Genomic DNA, 21,783 nt, shown 5'->3' with positions numbered 1-21,783 from the left:
CGGTGGCACCCTGCGGCGGAGGAAGACGGACATCCTCGCGTATTTTGACCACGTCGGCAGTTCAAAAGGGCCTACTGAAGCGCTCAATGGCCGGTTAGAGCATTTGCGGGGTATCGCGTTGGGGTTCAAGAATCTGGCGCACTATATCGCACGGTCGTTGCTGGAGACTGGCGGGTTTAGACCGCGATTACACTTTCAATCCTGAAGAGCCCGAAATCTACGCAATGGTCAATAGCATCCTTGAGGCGAGGACTTAGAACAAGCATAAAAACGAACTTTATTTCTCTTCACCTATGGTTCTTAGAGCAAACACTTCGTGAAACATATAAGGCACTGATTGCGGCATTTACAGACTCGAAAAATGTCAAGCTGCGTTGAGCCATTAAGCTGCCTGCAACAAGTCTTCAGGACAGTTCTTCAATAAAGGATGGATCGAACCACTACTTTTCGAACTATCCGTATGCCGTTGCCTGAGCCTTGTGCGCAATAGCGGCAAGTTGGTGCACTCGATCCAATAATCGGCCAGGACTTAGGGACAGGTCCAGCGGAAAATGAACGATTTCCTTACTTGTATTGCGGACTTTCACTAGACGTGGCTTGCCCGATCCTGCGTACAGTAGCCAGGCCCGGGGAACCTCGAGCGCTGTACAGTACGCGAGCATCTGGTACTCGTCGGGATTCGAATAGTTTCCCGAAAAAGAGGCCTTGTACTTCGCGTCAAAAACTATTCGTGGCAGCCCACTTTCGCAGTAGACAGCATCAACATACATCTTCGTTCTCGGCTTGCTTCCCGGGTTGATCTCGTCCAAATGGCTTTCGAATTGAGCATGGACAGTGCCGGGGAACGAAGCAAAAGCCTCGCCAAGGGCCACCGTCACAAAGTCCTCGAAGACATTTTGCATCTCAACGGCAAACGAACTCATTCGCAGACCGCCTTTCCCTGCTTCCACCGATAGGCTGTTTAGCACCAATGATGCCAACCGCAGTGCTGCCACGTAGTGGCCATTTGCCTTGGTTTCCTGCCACTCAGGCAATGGATTGCCTTTCAGGAGAAAGCCAACTCCATCAAGTTTCCTGTCCAGATGCGACAGACGCGATCTGATTTCGGGAGATCCCCCCGGCAGGCAGAGCAACATCCTTAGGGCAGACCGCAGGATCCGGTTTTCCCCAATATCCATCGTGAATTCGTCATAGGTCACTTCAAGCGGGACAGGAAGGCCAAGATGCCGCGAAAGCTGGTCCCCCACACGAATCCGGCCACGGAGCACACGCAGCGAATCGTCCACGGTTACGTAGCTGGAGATCGGTCCCCTTTTCAAAGCCCTCTCACATTGCCGAACGAAAGAATGGGTGATCGCAGTGAACAAATCGGGTTTCTCCTCTGCGTCTACGTCGTCCTCCCGAAATCCGGGATCTGCCGCATATCCGAGCAAGAACATCAACCGGTTCAGCCCGACCCGGGCTTTCGGACGCACCTCGATTAACAGGTCGTCAACTTGGACAGCCCCCACCAGCCCCGTCGGGGAGATATTCCAGCCGCCACCCCATGCCCGAGAGACGTTGAGCAGCTTCGAGTCTTGCAGTGCTAACGCTTCATCAGCGCTCAATTCCACCGTTTGAGGATGGGTCTCGAGCTCGTCAAAAATCAAGTGTGTCCGCACCTTCAGAGCTGACCCTGCTCATTCGAGAAGTCAGAACCGTCCCCTGCAACATCGTCCGCGGCGCTGCGGGAAACGAGTTGCTCGGCCTTTCGGCGAATACTCGTAAGGCCGAAGCGCTTATGAACCTCCTCACGGCTGTATCGCCCGAAGTAATGCTCTTCCAGCAGCGGCAGCAGTTCGTAACGCCAGATCCGTTCGAGCCCGATGTCGCTCTCAGCATGCTTGCCCATGAAGTATGAGGGGCCAATCATCAGGTCACGGTTGGTTCCCTCGATCTCCAGGTTCAGTGCACGCAACAGGTCTGCCCGTAGCGAGGGTTTTCCGTTCGCTTCCAGGAAGCGATCGAGAAGTCCTTCGATCATGCCTTCCTGCGGGTGCAGCTCGACAAAGGCGAAGCGGCGGCGTATCGCAGCGTCAATCATCGCAATCGATCTGTCCGAGGTGTTCATGGTGCCGATAATGAACAAATTCGGTGGAAGCTTGAATGTCGATCCCGGGCTGTATTGCAGGTTGATGCTCTGGTCGCGGTACTCAAGCAGGAAGTAGAGCTCACCAAAGATTTTGGCGAGGTTTCCACGGTTCATCTCGTCAATGATCAAAAAGAAGGGTTTGTCCCGGTTCCCCTCCGCGGATGCTTCCGCGGCAATGCGACGCAGCGGGCCCGGTTCCAACGAGAAGCCCAGTTGGCCGTGTTCAGCGGCAGCCGGACGGTATCCCTCAAAAAAATCCTCGTAGGCATATGACGGGTGGAACTGGACAACCTTTACATGGTCGGCGTGCTCCTCCGTCGCCAGGTATTTTGCGAGTTTGCCGGCTAGATAGGTCTTGCCTGTACCTGGCGGCCCGTAAAAGACAACCTGCCTGCGGGTTCGCAGCAATTCAACCACTTCTTGCAGCTCATCACGCTCAATGTGGAGGGAAGCGGCAAAGGGCTCTTCTACATCGCGCAGGTACTCGCCGTGGGTATCTCGGTCCTGAGATGAAGGACATTCAGCCTCCGGGGCGGGATCCTTCGTCGTGGCATCCGAGAACAACACCGTCAACGCGGCCAATGCCGCCGTCGCATCGACTACAGTGCCCGTCTCGTCAAAAGTCTGGAGAATCGCGGAATCGACATCATTGGCCGACAGTTCTGTGAGCTGCCAGTCGACACGACAGACAAACCGTGCCGGCTCATCAGAAAGGTAGAAGGCCTCTTCATCGATCATCCCGACGAACAATTCATCACCACGACGAGTGAAAACCACATCATTTGGACCCATCAGGGTCAAGAACCGATGGAACGAATGGGCTAGTTGCTTGCGCTCGGCATAGTCAACGTGGTCGTAACCCGATTCAACTGCACTTTGGATCGCCGGGAGCGCGCTCCCGGCTTCGATCGGACCAAGGTGAGAGGCTTGCAAAGAGACTTCGTTATTCTCCAACCAAACATCCAACAGCTGCTGGTTTCCCTGCTGTTGGCGCACGAGCCAGGCCCGTTGTCCAGCTTTTGTGGAAGTCTTCTTCAACCAGTCATTGACGAACGGTTCTGCGTACCAATCAACGTGGTGTCCGGCTTTGAAATCGTGCGTGCGGCGGATCGCAGCTAGATCTTTGGCGATGGCAATCTGATCCGAGCCACTTGGCCCACCGATTTCCCATGCATAAGCCTCGATAAGCAACTTTCGGTGTTTCTGGCTGATCACGGGCTCATAATAGTTTGGCCACACCATGTATTCGATCGCAAAACGAACGCCCGGAAATTGGTCGTCGACCGTATTCGTGAGCGCTCCGAATGCTACTGGATCTGCAAGGGCCTTTTCAAGGACCTCCGCAGGCTCCTTGCGAACCCGCTGTACGAAGCGCGCGAGCCAGACAAAATGGTGCCATTTCCGGCTGTTGTAGCCTTGACCACCATTGAATATTCCGCCCGCTTCCAGCCCGCGGTCCAGTTCCTCCGGGAACACAAATTCAACATCAAGCCAGGACAGGATTGTATTGATTTGGTCCCGCTTGGTTGTGGCTTTTACATTGCAAAGCGGCAGCTGAACTAAGGCCATGAGCTCCGCCGCCAAAATGATGACGTCCGGTTCGGCTCCTACCAGCTGCCCCTGCAGTTTAGACAGAAAATCACCCTTGCCACCGTCGAAGTTGTCGAAAGTTCGGTGCAACAGTTCGGTTGCGTTTCGCTCAGTCCAAGTCGTTTGGTTCCAAAACGGGGACGCTTCCCCGCGAAATCCTCGTTCGACGAATAGTCTTCCAGCCGCTTCCAAATCAGGTTCGGGACCGTTCCGGTAGTCACTTATCGAACTTTCGACACTGAACTCGCTCAATTGGTCTCCTTGTGGTCTACATGGCCGCACGGCGCTCAAATTCACTATATGGCACAGGGATCCAACGTGTATGGGTCGCTCGATACATGTCAATGGCTAGCGGGCTTGCCAAAGCGCAATCGTCCGTCGGGTTCTTAACCAGTGGCCAACGATCAGCCCTTTAGCGACGCTCCACCACAGATAGTGAGCACCTGACCCGTGATGGACTTCCCGCGGTCGCCCGTCAGGAACCCCACGCGTGCCGCAACATCCCGCGGATCCACAAGCGCACCCAACGGCAGCATCTGCGGCGGAACGCCGGCGCGGCGTCGATCAACCATCATCGGCGTATCGGTGAGCCCCGGAGCCACCACGTTGCAGGTGATCGCCCGGTCGGCCAGCTCGATCGCCCAACTGCGTGAGAGACCTACGAGCGCCGACTTGGTGGCCAAGTACTGGCTCTTGCCGGATACCCCGGCCATGGTTCGGCTGCCGATGAGCACGACCCTCGAGCCGCGTTCCATGGCCGGGGCGAATTCGTTGAGCAACAGCGACGGTGCCTGGAGGTGAACTGCGAGCATTCCGGCAAGATCCCGTGGGTCAAGTTCGCCCAGGGCCCCGGTCTGCATGAAGCCCGCGGCGTAAACGAACACCCGCGGTACCGGTAATCCCCTTGCCAGAACCTCCAACGAGGCCAAATCGCCCAGATCTGCTTGGACCCAGTCGAAGGGTTCCGAGTGGGCCGCGGGGATATCCGGCCGCCGGCGGCTTAGCCCGGTGACGTGGTATCCGGATTCCAGCAGTTCCAGTGCGATCGCCGCCCCAATACCGGAGCTCACCCCGGTCACAAGTGCCCTGAGCATCTAGTTGGTTTCCTCTTCATAGACCTACGACGGATCGACCCGCACGTACTTGATGGCCTGCCGGAAGTAGGAGTAGGCAAGGTGCAATGCACCGTCACGGCCTTGGTGGATCGAGGGGTAGGAGAACTCTCGGTTCGGGCCTTCACGGGAATTGTTGGAGAGGCAGTACCCGTCCCCGACCTCGAGGTTACGGCGCACCGGCCTGCTATGCCCGCCGTCCTCAGAATGCGGGGCATAGATCGAATCCGCTCAACGGCTTCGATACAGGGCCAGCAGGTTGCCATCGGCCGGTACGGCGAGGTTCATGTGCACGCATCCCACCGTGCCCGGGACCAGTTGTTCTTCCCAGCTTGTGCTGCCGTCGGTGGAAACCATCAGTGCCGAATCATCGGCATCCCCACCCACTTTTCATCGGGATCCGTTGCGCAACGGAACACGGGGAGAAGGATGCGTTCCCCCACCACGATGGGTGGCTGGTGCATTAAGACTCCACCGTGTGCCGTGGCTGCAAAAAGGGTCTCGGCCTCGGACCAAGTGCGTCCGTGGTCAAGCGAGATCCGTCGGCGCACCTCCGAGGTGTCCTGGTTTCCCGCGTTCTGGGCCGTATAAAGCAACCACAGTTCCTCCCCGTGGGTGAAGAGGATCGGGTTCTGCTCGGACCGGGTGGAATCGAAGGACAGCTGCCGCGGTTCGGACCATTCCCGGGCCCAGCCCCCTGCAGGGTCCTGTTCCAAGGCGGAGAAGTAGATGCTGATGTCAGCCACGCCCTCCTGGGTACCGCCAGACCAGACGCAGCCCAACCGTCCGTCCCCCAGCGTCTTGAGGTTCGCGGCGTGCGACTGCACCGTGGGAGCCGGAAAGCATGCGTAGCTGAGCTGTCCCTCCCGATGGATCTGGCCGTTGGTGGCAATGGCGGAGAATGCTGTGAAAGTCATGAACCTGTGTCCTTTGGATGTCCTGGCGAAGGTGGGATGGGGATGCGTCTTACGCGCTGACCACGGAGGGGCGGTCGGCGGCCAGGTGCGCCGCGGCAGTCGCTTCCAGGTGGGTCAAGTCCGAGGCGACAGTGGCGAAGGTGCAGCCCTGATCGAGTCGCCCCTGGGCCAGTTCCCCGCTTGCATTGTGGAGGCCTGCTGCAATGCTCGCATTCTGCGCGGCGTTCGAAATCCGCACCAGCGCCGACTCGAATGCTTCCCCGATGGCAGGATCCCTCGGATAGGCGGCACCGATGGCCAGGGCCAAGTCAATCGGGCCAACGTAGAGGCCGTCAAGGCCCTGGACAGCGGCGATTTCCTCAACGTTTTCCAGCCCACCGGGGGTTTCGATCATCGCGAAGACCAGCGTTGTCGCGTCGGCCTCGGCCGAGTCGCCCGTCCTCGCGCCTCAGAACTCGCAAAATAGCCGTATTTTGAATATTTCACTTACCGAGAAGTCAGTTATCCGAAACACCTAAATTCATGAATCTTATTTTCCAAGATAATTTCTGAAAATATCGCCCTCCCCTATTTCATCGATTGGCCATCAACCTTCACCTGACCCGCATAGAGTCATGCCGAAGGCATCATGATTCTTCAGCTTGACTTGTGCCTATATGACAAAATTCAAGAATCTCCACCCGGGATGTAATGCAATAAAAACACCGATGGAACTGGCAACCTTGAGATTTGAATTAATCATTTACCTGAGCGCAGGTAGCGGGTAATCTATGTCACACTGAACCTGCGTCCCGCAGCTTCATCCAGTTTTTATGATCATTCTCGATAGCAGAGGAATGTGGGTATAGTGGACAATTTTAATACGAATAAAGATTTGCCCGTGGAGGATCTGCAAATTGCCGATTGGTCTGATCTCGGCCAACAATTGTGGTCCTACCTGACCGGACGTGGTGCAGCTGTGAACTACACACTTGTGGACATGATGGTTGAAGTACCGAGGGACATCGGTCCAGATGCACCCCGGGCTACATGGAAGTTCAACGGCACCCTGAGGGTCACTACGAGCGATGACCACTCACTGGGTTCAGATCAGTACCGCGAGTGAACGGGCAGCCTGATGCGCTTCGACATTGACCTGAATTTCACGGTCGACCAGCCACTCGAGGGCACTGATGACTCGGAACAAGTACATGGAACTGTCACGGCCGAAGGCCGGATCATCCATATCAAAGCCGATTCAGACTCAATTTTCCGAGTCTCTAGAGGTGCCAGCCGCCCTGCCCTAGACCAGCTTGCGCATCGCCTCAAGAGCTCTGGAATCCAGATTGTGATTGATGGGCCGAAAGGGAATATCGTCACGCTCGGTGACGTCAAGCCCAATTTGACCGGTCGCCTCGCGATGAAATCGAACGCCGTACGGATTGGTTCTTTGAAAAACGTCAAAGGGCTGCTGCAGAAGGATCGAAGGAGTGGAAGTCTGGGCATTCCGAGCACTCTGTTTCCGTTGTTCCCCACCTTCCAGTGGAACCAGCGCATGCGGCCTACCACCACGCATTATGCCGATCGTGGCGGTAGGCCGAGGCTCATCTTCGTCAAGGACAGCGAGTCGTGGGATGGGAAGGCGCCGAAAGTGCTTAACCTCGTTGACGACGTCTTGGTTATTGGCAGTGCCCAGGATAGCGGACTGATATTAGAAGGTCTGGAACCTGTCCATGCACGAATCGTCAGGGACGACCTCGACGAATACGTCCTCCAAGCCGTCCATAGGGTTGGGGGAAGCGCAGGGTTGAATGCTGGTCAAGAGTACGTCCTGCGAAGCGGGGCGAGAATCGAGCTTGGAGGCTGGCGGCTGGTTTTCTACCGGGAAGAGTATGCCGATCACGGACGGCCTTATGGTGGGCGCAATGGCGGAGAACTGGCCTACCAGAGGCCTCAAGTGAATCCGCGCACCGGCATTATCGAGCGCGATTCAACCGATTAGTCCGTCGCAGGCTTCCGCAGATTCTGCGTGGTGTGCGGGAATCCGAAGGGCCCCGGAGGCCAGTTCTTGGCCAACCCGCTGGATTTTTAATGCGCGAATGGAAACCGCGGTGGCCTGCACAGGCGCGCCGCTGCGGTACTTCAGAGAAGTGATCCATCCATGAAGCGTTGGATGCCTGAACGCCGGGCCCGGAATCCGCAAACGGGAACGGCGGGAATGGCGTTCGACTCTCTACGTGTTAGCTAGCTGTTGGCGGTAACCAAACCACTGGTCAAGGTGTCTTCAATGAACGGCTCCCCACGAATGCCAAGGTGCTGGAGTGGAAGTTTCGGAAGGCTAAGTCGGGAGGCAAGCCTTCAGGTAGTCAACGAGTTGATGTCTGGCACGCCTAGCGGAGACTTGGTGTCCCCACGAAGTCCCCTAGCCTCCAGCACTTGATCGCGCATGCAATGTCCCCTGATGGGCACAGCACACGGTCATCGGCTCACTCTCGTTATTCAAGCTCCGTGCTTCGATCAACAGGCTCTAAGGTCCTGTACCGGCACAGCCAGCTGGTGCAGGATGGCAGCCCACCCTACGCAGGGTGGGCTTTGCCAGCATCGATTTAGGACAGGCCGACCGCGTTTCCGTTCTCGTCCACGTCCATGTGCATCGCGGCCGGCACCTTGGGCAGGCCGGGCATGGTCATGATCGCACCGGTGATCGCCACAATGAACCCGGCTCCGGTCTTCGGAATGAGGTCGCGCACCAGCAGCGTGAAGCCCTCGGGCGCGCCCAGCAGCGTAGGGTCATCCGAGAAGGAGTACTGCGTCTTGGCCATGCACACCGGCAGGTTGTCCCAGCCGTTGGCATGGATCTGTTCCAGCACCCGCTTCGCGGCGGGAGTGTAGTCCACTTCCGCCCCTCCGTAGATCTCCTTCACCACGGTGAGGATCTTCTCCTCCACCGGCTTCTCCAGCTCATACAGCGGGGCGAAGTCGCTCGGTGCTTCGATGGCGCGCAGCACCGCCGCGGCCAGGTCCCCGGCTCCGGCGCCGCCTTGGCCCCAGACATCCGCCACGGCACATTCAATGTTGTTTTCCGCGGCCCACTCGGTGACCACGGCCAGCTCGTCCACGGTGTCGTCCGTGAACTTGTTGACCGCGATGACCGGATGGATCCCGAACTTCCTGACGTTGGAGGCGTGCCGGGCCAGGTTCACCATGCCGTCGCGCACCGCCTGCACGTTCTCGCCCTTGAGCTGGTCTTTGGCTACTCCCCCGTGCATTTTCAAGGCGCGGATGGTCGCCACGATCACCACGGCGGATGGCTCGCACCCGGCGTAGCGGGCCTTGATGTCCATGAATTTCTCCGCGCCCAGGTCCGCGCCGAACCCTGCTTCGGTGACCACGACGTCCGCCAGCGAGCGGGCGGTGTTGGTGGCGATGGCCGAGTTGCAGCCGTGGGCGATATTGGCGAACGGCCCGCCGTGGATGAACGCCGGGGTGCCGCCGATGGTCTGCACCAGGTTGGGCTTGATGGCGTCCTTGAGCAGCATGGTCATGGCGCCGGCCGCGCCCAGGTCGTCCACGGTCACCGGCTTCTTCTCATAGGTGTACCCGATGGTCATGCGTCCCAGCCGGGTGCGCAGGTCTTCCAGCCCGGTGGCCAGGCAGAACACCGCCATGACCTCCGAGGCCACGGTGATCTCGAATCCTGCCTCGCGCGGAACGCCCTCGGTCGGGCCGCCCAGGCCGATGACGATATTGCGCAGGGCGCGGTCGTTCATGTCGATGACGCGCTTGAAGGTGATCCGCCGCGGGTCGATCCCCAGGGCATTGCCGCGGTGCAGGTGGTTGTCGATCAGTGCCATCAGCAGGTTGTTGGCGCTGGTGATCGCATGGAAGTCGCCGGTGAAGTGCATGTTGATCTCGTCCATTGGCAGCACCTGCGAATACCCGCCGCCGGTGGCCCCGCCCTTCATGCCGAAGATCGGCCCCAGGGAAGGTTCGCGCAGTGCAATGAGCGTCTTGGCTCCGGCGGCGGACAACGCTTCACCCAAGCCCACCACGACGGTGGATTTCCCCTCGCCGGCGGGAGTCGGGGAAATTCCGCTGACCAGCACCACCTTGCCGAGTTCGGTGTTGCGGGCAGGAAGATGCGACGGGTCGATCTTGGCCTTGTACCTGCCATAGGACTCGACTGCTTCTTCCGGGATCCCCGCGGCTTCGGCGATCTGCGAAATTGGCTTGAGCACCGCGCGTGAGGCAATCGCGAGATCGCTCATATCGATTTCTGTCGTCCCTGACATCGTGTCCAGCCTGTCTGTCATCCAATATTCCGGCAGCCGGGGAAAGCCAATCCTGCCGGGTTTCCTCGATTATTCTTCAAGCTATCATCCCTACGGCAGTAGGTGCTGTCATGGCGTGAGGGCGGGTTTCCGATTGGCGCCTCCATGCGGCGGATGCGGTGGCCTCTGGGCATCACGGGTAAGCTCATCCACGAATCGTTCAACAATGAAAGGACACCATCATGCGGCTGTCGAACACCACAAGGAAAAAGGCAGGACACCGCGCCGCATGAAACTGTCTATCCTCGACCAAGTTCCACTCACCGAGCACGCGCCCACCCGCTCTGCCGCGCTAGCCAGCGGCCTGGCCTTGGCTCACGATGCAGACAGGCTGGGATACCACCGCATCTGGTTTGCCGAACACCACAACTCCCGATCATTTGCCAGTGCCGCGCCGGAAATGATGACTGCGCTGGCGCTTGAACGCACCAGCAGGATCAGGGTCGGCTCCGGAGCGATCCTCCTGCCGTACTACCCGGCACAAAAAGTCTCCGAAACGATGGGGCTTCTTTCTGAAGTTCATCCGGGCCGGGTGGATACCGGTCTGGGACGCGCCGCGCTGAACGATCCGAACTACGCCGCGAAAATCGCATCCCTGGTGCAAGAATTCGGCACGAACCACCCGCAGCCAGAGGGCGAACCGGTGGGTGGAATCTGGGTGCTGGGTGCCGGAGGTTCCTCCGCGCCGCTGCCGGGAACACTGGGCGCCGGGTACGTCCATGGCCACTTCCTGCGTCCTGTCGGCGGGGAAGCAGCAACCAGCGCCTACCGGGAAGCGGCAGCGCAGTCCGGGCATACGCCGCACACCGTCTTGGCGGTCCGCTTCGTCACTGCCGGCACCGAGGAGCGAGCCCATGAACTGGCCGAGGCCCTGCTGCTCTGGCGTGTACGCAAGGATTTCGGGCACGACGGCCCGATCCCCTCAACGGCAGCTGCCGCGAGCTACCAGTGGAGCGCCCAGGAACGGGCCCGTGCCCAAGAACGCAGCCAGGCACTGATTGTCGGAACCCCTGCCACGGTGCGCGCTCAGCTCCTGGCCTTGGCCGAGTCCCACGGGGCCGATGAGCTGATGCTCAATACGCTGGTTAACGATCCCGAAGACCGCTTGAATGCCTACCAGCTGGTTGCGGACTGTCTCATCGACTGACCGGCCCCAGGGCGTCACTTCGCATTGCGGTGCGCACGAGGCCGGGGGTGGATTAGGCGCCGCAACGGAGCTTCGACCGCCCGAGCCGCCCCCCTGCATTCCCGGTTCCGGGAAAGCAGGCATCCACTGGATGGAAGACATGGCTTCCCGTGACGGGGTCCTGGTGGCAACATGAGCCCCATGACCAAGCTGCAGCCTTTGGCCAACCACTATGGCCACGACGTCGGTAATTTCATTCCGCCCAAGGAAACCGACGTCTTTGAACAGTTTCCCCTGCTGGCCCGGCTGTGGGAAAAAGCCAAGACCTATCTTTCGGTGCGCAGCAATGACGCCCACACACTTTATTCGCTGTCACTCGCCCAGTCGCTGCTCAAGCATCATCCGCAGGCGGATCCGCTGGTGGTGCTGCCGGCAATCCTGCTCCACGACATTGGCTGGTCGCAGGTGGATCCGCAGCTGGTCTTGTCCGCCATCGCCCCGGGAGCCGGCAACAAGGAACTGGTGCTGCAGCATGAAAAGTCCGGCGCGGAGCTTGCCGCAGAACTGCTGCACGGCGAAGGATTCGATGCCGAACGCAGCGAGCGCATCGTGTTCATTATCGACGGGCATGATTCGCGCAAGGAATCAACCAGCCTGGAGGATTCCTTGGTGAAGGATGCCGACAAGCTCTGGAGGCTGACCCCGCACGGTGTGGACACCGTGATGGACTGGTTCGGCCTTACCCGTTCCGAAGCTTTCCAGCTGGTCGAGTCCCGGGTGAGCGATCATCTCTTCACGGATGCCGCGCGATTCATGGCCAGCGCCTTCGTGGCAGTGGAAAGCGCCAATCTCTTTGAGCAGAGACTGGCGCTTTCCGACTGACCTCCGGCAGCTATTTGGAGAAGGCCGGGGTTGTGGCCGCGCACTCCACGCGTTCGCCGGGAGCCGAGGTTTCGGTAGCGATCTCCTTGACGCCGTCAAGCAGGATGCGGCAGGTGGCCGTGGCCTCTTTTCCCGGCATGGCGGAAATGGCCGCGTCCTTCTGCGCAGTCACGATGCTTTCAAGGCTCCAGACTGCGTTCTCCTTGGCATCAAGCGTCGTTTCCCCGGAGGGCAAGGTCAGTTCCGTACCGGCTTCGCCGCGCTTTTCCGATTCAAGGTACTTGATATCGGTGATCTTGCTGGCGTCGCCTCCGGAGACCGTAATTTCATAGGTCACTGCCCAGGAGTCCGAGGTGGCCTTGTCGAAATCCTCAACGGCGCCGCACCCGGCGGCTCCCAGGGCCAGCGCCACGGCGGCTCCGCCCAGAGCCAGTTTCTTGGCGAAAGATCCACGGATGGCGGTTGGTGGTACAGGCATTCTTCGTGCTCCTCGGGCGGTGATGTCAGTGCGTTCGATGCGGTGCGGACGTTTCCAGCCTACTGATCGCCCGCGTTCTTTGGTTCGCCCGCACGGGGTAGATCCGGACTGCTCCATCTCCACCCTGAGTCGTAGGCCTCGGTGCGCGGTGCACGGCCATTCCCGCCGGCAGACCGGCCATTGCAGAATCTAGTTCTGGCCGATAATGACCACGTTGCCCTTGAAGCTGAAGGCTCGAAGGGCCTGGATCGCTCCGAGCACCATGAGCGAAATGCCGAGGATGAGCCACAGGATGGAAGCAAAGGTAAACGGTCCGAAGAGCACCAACACACCGGCAATCACGCAAAGCACTGCATAGCCGCCACTGACCAGCCGGTTTGGCGATCGGCTCAAGGTTGTCAGCGCCACGACCCCTTCGGCCACCCAGACGATGCCGATCATGATGGCGACGAAACTTGCCAGCAGCACGGTGCTGTTGTCCAAATCGGTGAAGGCCAGGATGCCCGCGGCCAGGAACATGGCACCCAATACACAGTTCAGAATGCGTTTCGGGTTGCTCTGGGTCCGCGAAAAAATTCCGATTGCCAGGTAGATTACGCCTGAGACCAGTGCGTAGAGCGCAACAATTGCGGTGATAATCGATGCGGTTTTCATGGGCGCAATCAGGATCAGGAGGCCCAAAACCAAGGCGACAATGCCGCTGATTCCGAAAGCGACCCTCACTCCGTTGCTGAAGGAATTTACCTGCGTAGTGATCTTCTGCTTGTTCATGCCGAATGCTCCAATGCTTGGCGTTTGGCTACTCTACGGTCTTGCGACCAGCTATGAATTCAGACGATGTCCGATAGTTATGGACCGGTCAGCGGCGATGGCGCCGGCTGTTGTTTGGAATGGCCATGATTCCCGAACAATCAACCACCTGAATCCAAGAAAAAATTCGGACGTGGAATTCAATCGGCTTTCCCGAATTCAGGTTCAACCTTTTCGATGACCATGAAAAACATTACATGACCAGAATTTTCTCCTCAGCCCGCGTTCGAATTTGGCGGATTTGTTAAGCGGCCAGGAAAATGCCTCCTCACACGTGCATTGTGGATTCGTGTTTCATTTCCCCGGTTCGCGACTCAAGCCCTTCCCACCTTCAGGTCTGGAATTCGCGGCTGGTACTGGGCCGCCGCGCCGGCGGTGATCGCGCAGCGCTCCCCGCCGCATTCATTTGATCCGCAGGCAACCAAGGTGCCATGGCCTGCCCAGCAATCCTGCTGCATGCTGCGCAGACCGAATTCCGGGATGTCGCGTCCGCGACAGGACAGGTATTCTGAGTTGTCGCCGTCGGGTTGGCCCGACCCCGATTCACTACCATTGCCTCGGAGGATCCATGGCCGGAGGAAGCTCACAACCGGGACGCAGCGTCACGTCCAAGATCTTGGCGATTCTCTCCGCCTTCGAAACCACTCGCAGGTCCTTGAACCTGACCGAAATCTCCAAGTCGGCAGATCTTCCGCTGTCCACCACGCACCGCCTGGTCGGCGAGCTGGTCGACGCCGGAATCCTCAGCCGCACCGGCAACGGCGGCGTCCAGCTGGGCCTGCGGCTGTGGGCCATCGCCCAGAACACCGGCCGGCAACTGCGCGATACCGCGCGCCCTTTCGTCCAGGACCTGTTCTCCCTGACCGGGGAAACCAGCCAGCTGGCCATCCGCGACGGAAACATGGCGCTGTACATCGACCGGGTCTACGGCACCAGGAGGGTTGCCAGGGTCTCCCGCGTGGGCGGGCGCCTGCCGCTGCATGCCACCGCGGTGGGCAAGGCCATCCTGGCGTTTTCCGAGGACTGGGTCATGGACGCCTACCTCGCCCAGCCGATGGAACCCATGACCGCGCACACCCGGAGCAACCCCGTGCAGCTGCGCAACGAGCTGAACCGCGCCAAGCACAACGGCTATGCGATCACCCGCGAAGAGGTGCGGCTGGGAACCTGTTCAATCGCCGTTCCGGTCTACCACACCGGCCGCTTGGGCTGCTCCATCGGGTTGGTCATTCCCACCTCGCACGCCGCGAACATGGAACGCCACCTGCCCGTGCTCTATGGAATCTCCAAACGAATTGAGGCCGCCACCTCGCATATTCCACTGGAGACTCTTCTGGGAATCATTTCCGGGCCTGACATGAACGTGCCCGAAAGCGAGGGCTGAGCAGGCCAAAAAACTAGGCTTCCACTGAGTGGAAGGGATTGCTTCCCTTCCGACTGTGCCATGGACAACACTGGGTGTCGATCAATGTTGCACGGGTCACACCGTGACTCGTCGACTTCCCCAAGGAGCAGATTCCATGACCAGCACCCCAGCCGTCTCCGGCGGATGCCCAATGGGTTTCGGAGCGCAAGCCCCGGCAGACCACCACGGGTACGAGCCGTTCGCAATGGAGAACCCCTTCCCCGCCTACGCACGGATGCGCAGCGAACAGCCGGTGATGTTCGACGAGCGCACCGGACTGTATGTCATCACCCGCTATGACGACGTGAAGTCGGTCTTCGAAAACTGGGAGACCTTCTCCTCGGAAAACGCCCAAGCCCCGGTGCGCAAGCGCGGCCCGCAGGCCACGCAGATCATGACCGAGGGCGGATTCACCACCTACTCGGGCCTGTCGGCCCGACGCCCGCCGGAGCACACCCGCATCCGGGCCGTGGCGCAGAAGGCCTTCACCCCGCGCCGCTTCAAGGCCCTGGAGCCGATGATCAGGCAGAACGTCAAGGACTCCATCTCCGCGATGCTCGCCAACGGCACCAACCACTCGGACATCGTGGCGGATCTGGCCTACGCGCTGCCGACTATCACCATCCTCACCTTGATCGGCGAGGACGTGGGAATGGTGGACACCTACAAGCGCTGGAGCGACTCCCGCGGTGCCATGACCTGGGGAGACCTCAGCGACGAGGAGCAGATCCCCCACGCGCACAACCTGGTCGAGTACTGGAACCGCTGCCAGGCCCAGGTGGCCCAGGCCCACGCCGCCGGCGGCGACAACCTCACCGCGGACCTGGTCCAGGCCCAGAAGGACGGCGCGGACATCACCGACCACGAGATCGCTTCGCTGCTCTACTCGCTGCTCTTCGCAGGCCATGAAACCACCACCACGCTGATCTCCAACTGCGTGCGCGTGCTGCTGGAGCACCGCGAAGCCTGGGAAGCCGTCGTGGCGGATCCCAAGCAGATCCCCAAGGCCATCGACGAGGTGCTGCGCTACTCGGGCTCCATCGTGGGATGGCGCCGCAAGGCGCTGGCGGACACCGAGGTGGGCGGCGTGCAGATCCCGCAGGGTGCGGAACTGCTGCTGCTCATGGGCTCGGCCAACCGCGACGAATCCCGCTTCGAGAACGGCGAGGACTTCGACATCACCCGGCCCAACGCCCGCGACCACCTGTCCTTCGGCTTCGGCATCCACTACTGCCTGGGCAACATGCTGGCCAAGCTCCAGGCCAAGATCGCGCTGGAAGAACTGGCCGCCGCGCTGCCGAACCTTGAACTGGTCGACGGCGGTGCCATCACCTTCCGGAAGAACCTGTCCTTCCGCGTTCCCGACTTCGTCAACGTCGAGCTGAATGCCGACTCCACTTCCCGATCTGAGGCTTAACGATGAGCAACAACGACTTCATTGAATTCTTCGACGGCGGCAAGGAACCCACCTTGGACAGCCTGGGCGGCAAGGGCGCCTCGCTGGTCACCATGACCGCCGCCGGCATGCCGGTCCCTCCCGGATTCGTGGTGAACACCGCCGCCTTCCGCGCCTTCATGGGCACCGGGCTGGAAGACAGCATCAAAGCCCAGCTGGACGGCTTGGACCCGGAGGACATCGCCGCGGTGGACGCCGCCAGCGCCGCCATCCGCGAGCTGATCACTTCCCGCCCGGTTCCCGCCGACCTGCGCGAGGTCACCCAGGCAGCGTACGACGCCTTGCAGGCCCGCTTCGATTCCGAGGCCCCGCTGGCCGTGCGCTCCTCCGCCACCGCCGAGGACCTGCCCGATGCTTCCTTCGCCGGACAGCAGGACACCTACCTGTGGCTGACCGGGTTCGATTCGGTCGGCGAGCACATCCGCGCCTGCTGGGCCTCGCTGTACACCAGCCGCGCCATCCTCTACCGGTTGAAGAACAACATCCCGGATGACGGGCTGTGCATGGCCGTGGTGGTGCAGAAGATGGTCAACGCCAAGACCGCCGGCGTGGCCATGACCCTGGATCCCACCAACGGCGACCGCTCCAAGATCACCGTGGACGCCTCCTGGGGCGTGGGCGAGATGGTGGTCTCCGGAACCGTCACGCCGGACAACATCCAGCTGGACAAGGTCACCCTCGCGGTGATTACCGAGCACATCGGCGACAAGCATGCCGAAATGATCCCCGACCCGTCCACCAACACCCTGGTGGAAAGGGATGTCCCGGAAGAGCGCCGCACGGTGCGCTGCCTGAGCAGCGACGAGCTGTCCGCCGTGGCCCAGCTGGCCAAGCGGGCGGAGAAGCATTACAAGTCCCCGCAGGACATCGAGTGGGCCATCGACGCCGACCTGCCGGACGGGGAGAACCTGCTGCTGCTCCAGGCCCGCCCGGAAACCGTGCACTCCTCCAAGCCCGCGGTGCCCAAGGCCTCCGCCGGAGGCTACGCCTCCTCGCTGGGATTCGGCGGCGTCTCTTCGATCACCGCCTCCCTGTCGAAGATCGTCAGCTGACCCACGTATCCACGCTGTTTCCACGCTCCACCCCACACCTCGGCCACTCGCAAAGTGCCGAACCTTCTGAGAAAGGGTGCACGACCATGACAATGAAGTCCTTCCCCAAGCCATCCGACCTGCCGGTGCCCGCCGGCGCCGAAGGATGGGAAGAGATCTACCCGTACTACCTGGTGTTCCAGGACGCACTGAAGGAGCAGGAAGACGCCAAGTTCTGGTTCTGCGATTCGCAGCACTGGCCCACCGTCTTCAAGCCCTTCGAAACCATCGGTGGCGAATTCGCCGTGAAGTGCCTGGGCCAGTACAACGCCCGCCACCTGATGATCCCCAACGCCAACGGCATCGACTTCCGCATCCACCTGGGCTACCTGTACATGTCGCCCATCCCGGTTCCGGAAGAGCAGATCGCCGCCCGCGTGCCGGACTTCGAGGCGCGCATCGGCCACTACTTCGCCAATTGGGAGACCAAGCTGGCCAACTGGCATGTGAAGGTCAAGGGCACCATTGCGGAGATGGAGACGCTGTCCTTCGCACCGCTGCCCGAGAAGGTCCCCTTCGAGGACATCGAGAACGGCGTGGGCAAGGACGGCTCGGAAGTCCTGCTGGAGAACTACGACCGGCTGATCCAGCTGGCCTACCAGAACTGGCAGTACCACTTCGAGTTCCTGAACTTGGGCTACATCGCCTACCTGGACTTCTTCAACTTCTGCAAGGAAGTTTTCCCGAACATCCCGGACCAGTCCATCGCCACCATGGTGCAGGGCGTGGACATGGAGCTCTTCCGCCCGGACGACGAGCTCAAGGCGCTGGCGCTGCTGGCCGTGGAACTGGAGCTGGACGAGCACTTCGCCAACACCGACGACCCGGCCGCCACCCTGGCATCCATCGCCGCGGCCGCCGGCGGCGAGCGCTGGATGGCCCAGTGGGAGCAGGCCCAGGACCCGTGGTTCAACTTCACCATCGGCAACGGCTTCTACGCGCATGACAAGTACTGGAACGTGCACCAGGAGATTCCGCTGGGCTTCATCGCGGACTACATCCGCCGGGCCCGCGGCGGGGCGCAGATCCTGCGCCCCACGCAGAAGCTCATCGCGGAGAAGGAACGCATCGTGGAGGAGTACCGCGAGCTGCTGGATCCGGAGGTCGCCGCGGTCTTCGACGCCAAGCGCACGCTGGCGGCCACCGCCTACCCGTACGTGGAAAACCACAACTTCTACATCGAGCACTGGACCATGGGCGTCTTCTGGCGCAAGGTCCGCGAGCTCGGGCGCATGCTCGCCGACGCCGGGCTCTTCGCCGAGCCCGAGGACATGCTCTACCTGAGCCGCAACGAGGTCCGCGACGTGCTCTTCGACCTGGTCACCAGCTGGGGCGTCGGCTCCGGCACCCCGATCGGCGCGGTGGTGCTCCCGGAGAAGATCGCCCACCGCAAGGGCATCGTGGACGCGCTGAAAACCGCCCGGCCGGCCCCGGCGCTGAACACCCCGCCGCAGTCGATCACCGAACCATTCACCCGCATGCTCTGGGGCATCACCACCGAACAGGTGCAGCAGTGGCTGGGCGCGGACGAGGCCCAGGACGGCAGCACGCTCAAGGGCATGGCGGCCTCCCCCGGCCTGGTCGAGGGCCCGGCCCGCGTCATCATGCACGCGGACGAGCTCACGCAGGTACAGCCCGGCGAAATCCTGGTGGCTCCGGTCACCGCGCCGAGCTGGGGCCCGATCTTCGGCAAGATCACGGCCACCGTCACGGATATCGGCGGCATGATGTCCCACGCGGCCATCGTCTGCCGCGAATACGACCTGCCGGCGGTCACCGGCACCGGCAGCGCCTCCACCACCATCAAGACCGGAGACCTGCTGCGGGTTGACGGCACCAAGGGCACCGTGGAAATCCTGGGCGCGCAGCCGGCCCTGACCGGGCCGGGAGCCCACAGCCACTCGCACGCCTGATCCCCGGGCGCCGCAGACCGGTTCCGGAGGTTCCCCCAAGCTTCCGGAACCGCAAGGGTGCCGGCCGGTTCTTTTCCCCCCGATCCCCGGCCGGCACCCGCAACACCACAGTTCTCCACCATTTGAAAGGCACATTCCATGAACAGCTCTCCTACGGTGCTCATCACCGGCGCCGCCGGCGGCCTGGGACGGGCCTTCGCCCTGGGCTTCGCGGCCCGCGGCTACGCCATCGCCGCCGCTGACATCGACGCGGCCGGCACGCAGGAAACGGTCCGCCTGGTGCGCCAGGCCGGAGCCGAGGCGGCGGCCTTCACGGTGGATGTCACCGACACCGCATCCACCGACGCGCTGGCCAAGGACGCGGCGGAGTTCGCCGGCGGCAGCATCGCGGTGCTGATCAACAACGCCGCCATCTACGCCACCGTCACCCGCACCCCGTTCGAGGAGATCGACACGGACGAGTGGGACAAGGTCATGAATGTGAATCTCAAGGGCCCGTGGATGGTTTCCCGCGCGGTCTCCCCCTTTCTTGGAGCGGGCTCCCGGGTCATCAACCTGGCCAGCGCCACCGTCTACTCCGGCTCCGAGCAGTGGGCCCACTACGTGGCCTCCAAGGGCGGGGTCATTGCGCTGACCCGCGTCATGGCCAAGGAGCTGGGACGCCGGGAAATCACCGTGAACACCATCGCCCCGGGCTTCACGCTGACCGAGGCCAGCCTGGGGCTCATGGAGAACGCCTCCAGCTACGGGGTGGACCGCGGGGCGCTCAAGCGCGCCAGCCAGCCGGAGGACATCGTGGGTGCCGCGCTGTTCCTGGCCGGCGAGGACTCCTCGTTCATCACCGGTCAGACGCTCGTCGTCGACGGCGGACGCCAGTTCATCTAACCCAGCTTTACGCCTAACCGTTCAGGAGGAACCATCATGGCGACTATCAACTTCACCGACTTCGAAGGCCAGACCCGCACCGTGGACGCCGCCGCCGGCGACTCCGTCATGGAAACGGCGGTCCGCAACGGCGTGGCCGGGATCGTGGGCGAATGCGGCGGCTCCCTGTCCTGCGCCACCTGCCACGTGTTCGTGGCCCCGGAAGACTTCGAGTCGCTGGATCCGATGGGCGAGATGGAAGACGAGATGCTCTACGGCACCGCCGTGGACCGCGAGGAGAATTCCCGCCTGTCCTGCCAAATCAAGATGTGCGAGGGCCAGACCCTCAACGTCGCCACCCCGGAAACCCAGGTCTAGCCATGAACACCGCAACACTCCCCTCCACCGGCGGCGCCCCGGCCCCCGCGGCGGGCACCGCCACCGGGCTGCTGATCATCGGCGCCTCGCAGTCCGGGGTCCAGCTGGCCATCTCGCTGCGCGCCCTGGGCTACACCGGGCACATCACGCTGCTCGGGGACGAGGACCACCGCCCCTACCAGCGCCCGGCGCTGTCCAAGGAATTCCTGCAAGACAAGGTGGGCAGCGAATCGCTGATCTTCCGCTCCAACGACTACTGGATCGAGCACAACGTCACCCTGGTCAAGGGCGAACGCATCGAAGACATCGCCTCCAACCCGGACGGCTCCGGTGTGGCCACCGGCCGCAGCGGGGCGCGGTACCCCTACACCCGGCTGGCGCTGACCGTCGGCGCCCGGCCGCGCGTGTTCGAGGTCCCGGGCAGCGAACTGGACGGCGTGGTCTACCTGCGCAACGCCGACGATGCGCTGAAGCTCAAGGAGCTGGCCCCGGCCGCCACTGACGTGGTGGTCATCGGCGGCGGGTTCATCGGATTGGAGGCGGCCAGCTCCCTGCAGGCCATGGGCAAAAAGGTCACCGTCATCGAATACGGCCCGCGCCTGGTGGGCCGCGCCGTCGGCGAGGACACCAGCGCCTACTTCCTTGAGCAGCACCGCGCCCGCGGCCTGGACATCCACCTGAATGCCAGGGTCTCGCGCATCGCCGGGGACGGCGCGGTCCGCGCGGTCCACCTGGAATCCGGGGAAATCATCCCCGCGCAGATCGTGCTGGTGGGTATCGGGGTCATCCCCAACACCCAGCTCGGCGAGCAGCTGGGGCTCGAGGTCGACAACGGCATCGTGGTCGACGAGGCGGCCATCGCCTCCGACGGGCACACCCTGGTGGTCGGGGACGTGGCGAACATGCCCAACCCGGTCCCCGGCGCCCCGGACGGCGAGCGCATCCGGCTGGAATCCGTGAACAACGCGGTGGAGCACGCCAAGGTCGCCGCCTACGCCCTGATGGGCCAGCGCGAAGCCTACGCCGGCATCCCGTGGTTCTGGTCCAACCAGGCTGACATGAAGCTGCAGATCGCGGGCCTGTCCATGGGCTTCGATTCCACGGTCAAGCGCGAGGTCCCGCAGAAGGGCAAGTTCACCGTGCTGTACTACCGCGGCGGGCAGGTCATCGCCGCGGACTGCGTGAACGCGCCGCTGGACTTCATGGCAGTGAAGCAGGCCCTGGCCGCCGGGAAGAACATCGACCCGTCCGCGGCCGCCGACCCCGGCACCATGCTCAAGACGCTGATTGCCTGACACTTGTTTTCCCCACAACGCCGAT

Annotated in this window: 21 protein-coding genes and 1 pseudogene; 12 read left to right on the top strand and 10 right to left on the bottom strand. The window is 61.7% G+C overall.

The annotated features are described in order from the left end of the window. The coding region (locus IEY43_RS17405) for a transposase (protein WP_188950204.1) at positions 1-205 on the top strand (205 nt) is incomplete at its 5' end. A 247-nt stretch (positions 206-452) separates the two neighbouring features. Here IEY43_RS17405 and IEY43_RS17400 read toward each other — a convergent pair. The 7 genes and pseudogenes from IEY43_RS17400 to IEY43_RS17380 all read right to left on the bottom strand — a co-directional run. Continuing rightward, positions 453-1,649, bottom strand: a complete 1,197-nt coding sequence (locus tag IEY43_RS17400; protein WP_229777478.1) for an McrC family protein — start codon at positions 1,647-1,649, stop codon at positions 453-455. 14 nt (positions 1,650-1,663) lie between these two features. Beyond that, the gene (locus IEY43_RS17395; protein WP_188950200.1) at positions 1,664-3,973 is read right to left on the bottom strand and encodes an McrB family protein; all 2,310 of its coding nucleotides are present in this window, start codon (positions 3,971-3,973) and stop codon (positions 1,664-1,666) included. Positions 3,974-4,125: 152 nt separating this feature from the next. Next, positions 4,126-4,815 carry an SDR family NAD(P)-dependent oxidoreductase gene (locus tag IEY43_RS17390; RefSeq protein WP_188950198.1) on the bottom strand — a complete coding sequence of 230 codons (690 nt, stop codon included), beginning with the start codon at positions 4,813-4,815 and terminating at the stop codon, positions 4,126-4,128. Positions 4,816-4,839: 24 nt separating this feature from the next. Then, positions 4,840-5,013, bottom strand: a complete 174-nt coding sequence (locus IEY43_RS18290; protein ID WP_229777477.1) for a hypothetical protein — start codon at positions 5,011-5,013, stop codon at positions 4,840-4,842. Positions 5,014-5,064: 51 nt separating this feature from the next. Next, a complete protein-coding gene (locus IEY43_RS18380; protein WP_268240089.1) occupies positions 5,065-5,190 on the bottom strand; it encodes a hypothetical protein in 126 nt (41 codons plus the stop codon). Beyond that, positions 5,190-5,750 (bottom strand): exo-alpha-sialidase, encoded by a 561-nt coding sequence (locus IEY43_RS18285; protein WP_229777476.1) that lies wholly within the window; start codon positions 5,748-5,750, stop codon positions 5,190-5,192. Before IEY43_RS18285 ends, IEY43_RS18380 begins: the two co-directional genes overlap by 1 nt. A gap of 49 nt (positions 5,751-5,799) precedes the next feature. Next, positions 5,800-6,159: pseudogene (locus IEY43_RS17380) on the bottom strand (aldolase/citrate lyase family protein); the annotation flags it as partial. 438 nt (positions 6,160-6,597) lie between these two features. On the opposite strand from IEY43_RS17380, the gene IEY43_RS17375 reads away from it, so the two are divergent. Together IEY43_RS17375 and IEY43_RS18280 are read left to right on the top strand one after the other, a co-directional pair. Continuing rightward, on the top strand, positions 6,598-6,855 hold the full coding sequence (locus IEY43_RS17375; RefSeq protein ID WP_047120321.1) for a hypothetical protein: 258 nt from the start codon (positions 6,598-6,600) through the stop codon (positions 6,853-6,855). Between the two features lie 12 nt (positions 6,856-6,867). Further along, positions 6,868-7,731, top strand: coding sequence for an FHA domain-containing protein (locus IEY43_RS18280; protein ID WP_229777475.1), 864 nt, complete (start codon positions 6,868-6,870; stop codon positions 7,729-7,731). A gap of 604 nt (positions 7,732-8,335) precedes the next feature. On the opposite strand, the gene IEY43_RS17365 is transcribed toward IEY43_RS18280, so the two are convergent. Beyond that, entirely contained in the window at positions 8,336-10,021 is a 1,686-nt protein-coding gene (locus IEY43_RS17365) for a formate--tetrahydrofolate ligase (protein ID WP_188950194.1), read from the bottom strand. 268 nt (positions 10,022-10,289) lie between these two features. On the opposite strand from IEY43_RS17365, the gene IEY43_RS17360 reads away from it, so the two are divergent. Both IEY43_RS17360 and IEY43_RS17355 read left to right on the top strand, forming a co-directional pair. Next, positions 10,290-11,207 (top strand): LLM class flavin-dependent oxidoreductase, encoded by a 918-nt coding sequence (locus IEY43_RS17360; RefSeq protein WP_188950192.1) that lies wholly within the window; start codon positions 10,290-10,292, stop codon positions 11,205-11,207. A 180-nt stretch (positions 11,208-11,387) separates the two neighbouring features. Beyond that, a complete protein-coding gene (locus IEY43_RS17355; RefSeq protein ID WP_188950190.1) occupies positions 11,388-12,068 on the top strand; it encodes an HD domain-containing protein in 681 nt (226 codons plus the stop codon). A 10-nt stretch (positions 12,069-12,078) separates the two neighbouring features. Here the strand turns inward: IEY43_RS17355 and IEY43_RS17350 are convergent, their stop codons facing one another. Next, positions 12,079-12,546: a hypothetical protein gene (locus IEY43_RS17350; protein ID WP_188950188.1), complete on the bottom strand. Its 468-nt coding sequence runs from the start codon at positions 12,544-12,546 to the stop codon at positions 12,079-12,081. Between the two features lie 189 nt (positions 12,547-12,735). Next, entirely contained in the window at positions 12,736-13,317 is a 582-nt protein-coding gene (locus tag IEY43_RS17345; RefSeq protein ID WP_188950186.1) for an HdeD family acid-resistance protein, read from the bottom strand. A gap of 607 nt (positions 13,318-13,924) precedes the next feature. Between IEY43_RS17345 and IEY43_RS17340 the strand changes: the two genes are divergently transcribed. The 7 genes from IEY43_RS17340 (at position 13,925) to IEY43_RS17310 (ending at position 21,758) form a co-directional block, all read left to right on the top strand. Next, on the top strand, positions 13,925-14,740 hold the full coding sequence (locus IEY43_RS17340; RefSeq protein ID WP_188950184.1) for an IclR family transcriptional regulator: 816 nt from the start codon (positions 13,925-13,927) through the stop codon (positions 14,738-14,740). A gap of 136 nt (positions 14,741-14,876) precedes the next feature. Next, positions 14,877-16,178, top strand: coding sequence for a cytochrome P450 (locus IEY43_RS17335; RefSeq protein WP_188950182.1), 1,302 nt, complete (start codon positions 14,877-14,879; stop codon positions 16,176-16,178). A gap of 2 nt (positions 16,179-16,180) precedes the next feature. Then, entirely contained in the window at positions 16,181-17,269 is a 1,089-nt protein-coding gene (locus tag IEY43_RS17330) for a PEP/pyruvate-binding domain-containing protein (RefSeq protein ID WP_188950179.1), read from the top strand. Positions 17,270-17,355: 86 nt separating this feature from the next. After that, on the top strand, positions 17,356-19,221 hold the full coding sequence (locus tag IEY43_RS17325) for a PEP-utilizing enzyme (RefSeq protein ID WP_188950177.1): 1,866 nt from the start codon (positions 17,356-17,358) through the stop codon (positions 19,219-19,221). 138 nt (positions 19,222-19,359) lie between these two features. Continuing rightward, positions 19,360-20,106, top strand: a complete 747-nt coding sequence (locus IEY43_RS17320) for an SDR family NAD(P)-dependent oxidoreductase (protein WP_188950175.1) — start codon at positions 19,360-19,362, stop codon at positions 20,104-20,106. Between the two features lie 36 nt (positions 20,107-20,142). After that, positions 20,143-20,463: a 2Fe-2S iron-sulfur cluster-binding protein gene (locus IEY43_RS17315; RefSeq protein ID WP_047120330.1), complete on the top strand. Its 321-nt coding sequence runs from the start codon at positions 20,143-20,145 to the stop codon at positions 20,461-20,463. A 2-nt stretch (positions 20,464-20,465) separates the two neighbouring features. Continuing rightward, positions 20,466-21,758, top strand: coding sequence for an NAD(P)/FAD-dependent oxidoreductase (locus IEY43_RS17310; protein WP_188950173.1), 1,293 nt, complete (start codon positions 20,466-20,468; stop codon positions 21,756-21,758). Positions 21,759-21,783 lie beyond the last annotated feature (25 nt).

Source organism: Glutamicibacter protophormiae (assembly GCF_014647495.1).
Classification (GTDB): Bacteria; Actinomycetota; Actinomycetes; order Actinomycetales; family Micrococcaceae; genus Glutamicibacter; species Glutamicibacter protophormiae.
The sequence above is the reverse complement of the archived record's forward strand: the minus strand, read 5'-3'. Positions and strand labels throughout refer to the sequence as shown.